This is a genomic window from Microbacterium sp. zg.Y909 (genome assembly GCF_024626565.1).
The window spans coordinates 1-3,956 of record NZ_JANJFJ010000397.1 but is presented as its reverse complement, the minus strand read 5'-3'; the positions used below and the strand labels follow the sequence as shown (position 1 = coordinate 3,956).

Here is a 3,956-nt window from a genome sequence, read left to right as displayed (position 1 = left end):
GCCGCGAGGGCAAGGCGCAGGTCGAGCTCGCCCAGCTCGAGTACCTGCTGCCGCGCCTGCGCGGCTGGGGTGACTCGATGAGCCGCCAGGCCGGTGGCCAGGTGGGCGCCGGTGGCGCGGGCATGGGATCGCGTGGCCCCGGTGAGACGAAGATCGAGCTGGACCGCCGCCGCATCCGCACGCGCATGGCGGTGCTGCGCCGCCAGATCCGCGACTTCGGTCCCGCGCGCGACGCCAAGCGCGCGGAGCGCAAGCGCCACACGATCCCCTCGGTCGCCATCGCGGGCTACACCAACGCCGGCAAGTCCAGCCTGCTCAACCGGCTCACCAGTGCCGGTGTGCTCGTCGAGAACGCGCTGTTCGCGACCCTGGATGCCACAGTGCGCCGCTCGGAGACCACGGACGGCCGGGTGTACACCCTGACCGACACCGTGGGGTTCGTGCGCAACCTGCCGCACCAGCTCGTCGAGGCGTTCCGTTCGACGCTCGAAGAGGTCGCCGGGTCCGACGTCATCGTGCACGTCGTGGATGCCTCGCACCCCGACCCCGCGAGCCAGCTCGCGACGGTGAGGGACGTGATCGGCGACGTGGGAGCGCGGGACATCCGCGAGATCGTCGTGTTCAACAAGGCCGACCTCGTCGACGAGGACACCCGACTGGTGCTGCGGGGCCTGGAGCACGACGCGCTCTTCGTGTCGTCGCGCACCGGCGAGGGCATCGACGAGCTGCGCGCGGCCGTGGAGGCGGCGCTGCCGCTTCCCGCCGTGGAAGTGCACGCGCTCGTGCCCTACGACCGGGGCGATCTGGTGTCGGCGGCGCACGAGACCGGACACATCCTGGCCCAGTCCCACGAGGAGCAGGGCACGGCGCTGCACGCGCACGTCTCCCCGCGGCTGGCGGCTGAACTGGAGCGGTTCCGCACCGACGCGTGAGCGCGGGTGCCGGGGCGCGTGCCTGTCTTCGGTCGTCGCATCCGGCACCCTTGCGAGCGTGGGTGGGGCCGTCTGCGTCGACCGAGCCGGTGCGCGGCCGCGAGCCCGCGCGCCGCGCCCGGCGGTGTCAGTCGCCGACGGAGAGCTCCAGGGTGGGCACCCCGGGGGTTTCGAAGCCGAACACCTGCCCCAGGAACGACAGCTCGGACTCGAGCGCGTTGATGATCGTCTCGCCGCGCCGGAAGCCGTGCCCCTCGCCCTCGTACAGCACGTACGCGTGCGGCACGCCGCGTGATGCCAGGGCGTCGCGGACGGCCTCGGACTGCGACGGCGGCACCACCTCGTCCTCGGCGCCCTGCAGCAGCAGCACCGGCACCCGGAACCGCTCCGGATGGCTGAGGGGCGAGCGCTCCGCGTAGACCGCTTCCGCCTCGGGAAGGGGCCCGATGAGCCCGTCGAGGTAGCGGGCCTCGAAGTCGTGGGTGTCCTCCGCGAGCGAGCGGGCATCGCCTACGCCGTAGCGTGAGATCCCGGCCGCGAACACATCGGTGCCGACCAGCGAGGACAGCACGGTCCACCCCCCGGCCGAGCCGCCCGCGATTGCGAGGCGCGCGGCATCGGCCCGGCCCTCGGCGGCGAGCCCCGCGGCGGCGGCGGCGACGTCGGCGACATCCGCGACGCCCCACTGGCCGCGCAGGCGCTCGCGGTAGGCGCGGCCGTACCCGCTCGAGCCGGCGTAGTTGACATCGAGCACGCCGATGCCGCGGCTCGTGAGATAGGCGATCTTGCCGGATGCCGCTCCTGCCACCTGACCGGTGGGGCCGCCGTGCACGAACACGACGTACGGCGGGAGTTCTCCCTCGGGCGCCTCGGCGACGGGGCTCGTCGGCGGGTAGTCATAGGCGTGCACCGGGCCCAGTGGCCCGTCGACGGTGAATGTCCGGGGCTGCGGCATCCACTCGGCGTCCCACGCGGACTCGCCGCCGGCGATCGCGATCGCGCCCGAGGGACGGTCGACGTCGACCAGCCACAGCCCGGACGGCAGGGTCGCGCCCGCCCCGGTGAGCAGCACGCGCGTCCCGGCCGCGTCCTCGACCGACACCCCCGCGGTCGGGGGCACCTCGAGCGGCCGTGCGGTGCCGTCGGAGCCGATGACGTCCACTTCGTCGTCGCCGTTGGTCTGGACGGCGACGATGCGTGCGTCTTCGAGCACGGCGAACCAGCGCTGGCCGAGGCCCCACAGCGGTCCACCGGTGTCGGCGTCTGCCGGCGACACCGGCTCGGGCGCCGTGCCCGCTGCCGGGTTCGTGCGCCACAGGTTCCACCGTCCGGTGACGTCGTCGGCGTAGACGAGCGTCGTGGCATCCTGCCACTCGGGCTGCAGGGCCGACGCGGTGCCGGACGTGACCGACGTGGGCGTCGCCGTGCCGCCCGCCTCGCGCCTCGCCACCATCACCCGGCTGCGGTCCCACGGCATGTCGGGGTGGTTCCAGGCGACCCAGGCCAGGTGACGGCCGTCGGGGGAGAGCGCCGGCTGGGCCACGAAGTCGCTGCCACCCCCCAGCGGGACGACGCGCACGTCGCCCGCGGTCGCGATCTCGACGATGTCCCGCACCGGGCGCGGCCCGCGGGTGTGGTCCTCGCGCACGGCGAGGAGCGTGCCGTGCTGCCACCTCAGCCCGCCGAAGCGCACGTCGCCGGTGTCCGGGGTGAGCGGGGTCGGCTCGCCACCGGCGGGCAGCGCATAGACCCGCTGGTCGGTCTTCTCGACGAAGAACAGGATGCCGTCGGGCGAGGCCGTCCACGATCCGCCGCCGTATTCGTGCACGCGGGACCGCGCGTTCCAGGGGCCGGGGAGCACGTCCGAGACCGCACCGTCCGCAGTGCGCCGACGCACGGTGGTGCGACCGCCTTCACCGGGCACGGTCTGGCCCCACCACACCTCGTCACCGACGAAGGCCGCCCCCTCGATCCGCGGTGATGCCGCAGCGACCTCCGCAGCCGAGAGGGGAGAGGGCCAGGAACCGTAGGGAAGGACGTCGACCATGCCCCCACGTTACGCGGGGACACACAACGGCACGGATCGTCACAGGACCGCAGCCGGCGGAGCGACCTGGTTACCGTTGGCCCATCGTCGCCTCGCCCCGCACGGGGGCAGGCCAGGAGCGACAGCCGAGCCCGGCACCCGCCCGCGAGAAACGCACACGATGCGTGGATGCGGCCGCATGGGCCGCGCCCCCCTGACGCCTGAGGAGGCGAGATGAGCCTGCTGCCCGAGGTGAGCGCACCGGCGGTGCCGTTCTCCATCGAGCTCTACCCGCCGCGCACACCGGCGGCAGCCGAGGTGCTTCGCGAGACGATCCGGATGTTGGCCGAGCAACGCCCGAGCTTCCTCTCGGTCACCTACGGGGCCGGCGGGTCGACCGGCGGGGACTCCCTCGCGGTGCTGCGCCACATCCGGCAGACGACGTCGGTCGAGCCACTGGCGCACCTCACCTGTGTCGGAAACACCTACGCCGGCGCGACCGCACTCATCCGGGAGTTCCTCGATGCCGACATCACGAGCTTCCTCGCCCTCCGCGGCGACCCGCCGGCGGGTGTCGGCGAAGACGAGGCCTTCCTCGGCGACCTCGAAAGCGCCGCGCAGCTGGTGCAGCTGATCGATCGCGTGCAGGCGGAGCGGGCCCCCTACACCGAGGCGGCGATCCCGGGTCTTCCCGGCGCCGCCCGCGTGCAGCCCCGCCAGCGCGCCCAGATCGCTGTCGCAGCGTTCCCGATGGGGCATCCCCGGTCGCGGCATGCCGGCCAGCACCTCGATGCGCTGCTGGCCAAGCAGGCCGCGGGTGCCACGCTCGCGATCACCCAGCTGTTCTTCCATCCCGACGTGTATCTGGCCTTCGTCGAGCGGGCACGCGCCGCCGGCGTCCACATCCCGATCCTCCCCGGCATCATGCCCATCACCTCGCCCGCGCGCCTCCGCCGGGTGCTGGAGCTGACGGGCGAGGAGCTGCCCGCAGAGCTGGC

The 3,956-nt window shown here is 73.6% G+C and carries 3 protein-coding genes; 2 read left to right on the top strand and 1 reads right to left on the bottom strand.

Annotated elements, in window-relative coordinates; translation table 11 throughout:
• Positions 1-932, top strand: a 932-nt coding sequence (gene hflX, locus NQ160_RS20020) for a GTPase HflX (RefSeq protein ID WP_257516862.1), incomplete at its 5' end; no start/stop codon positions are given.
• 127 nt (positions 933-1,059) lie between these two features.
• Here hflX and NQ160_RS20015 read toward each other — a convergent pair.
• On the bottom strand, positions 1,060-2,979 hold the full coding sequence (locus NQ160_RS20015) for a S9 family peptidase (protein WP_257516861.1): 1,920 nt from the start codon (positions 2,977-2,979) through the stop codon (positions 1,060-1,062).
• Positions 2,980-3,192: 213 nt separating this feature from the next.
• Between NQ160_RS20015 and NQ160_RS20010 the strand changes: the two genes are divergently transcribed.
• Positions 3,193-3,956: methylenetetrahydrofolate reductase (locus NQ160_RS20010; protein WP_257516860.1), on the top strand; the 764-nt coding region annotated here is incomplete at its 3' end.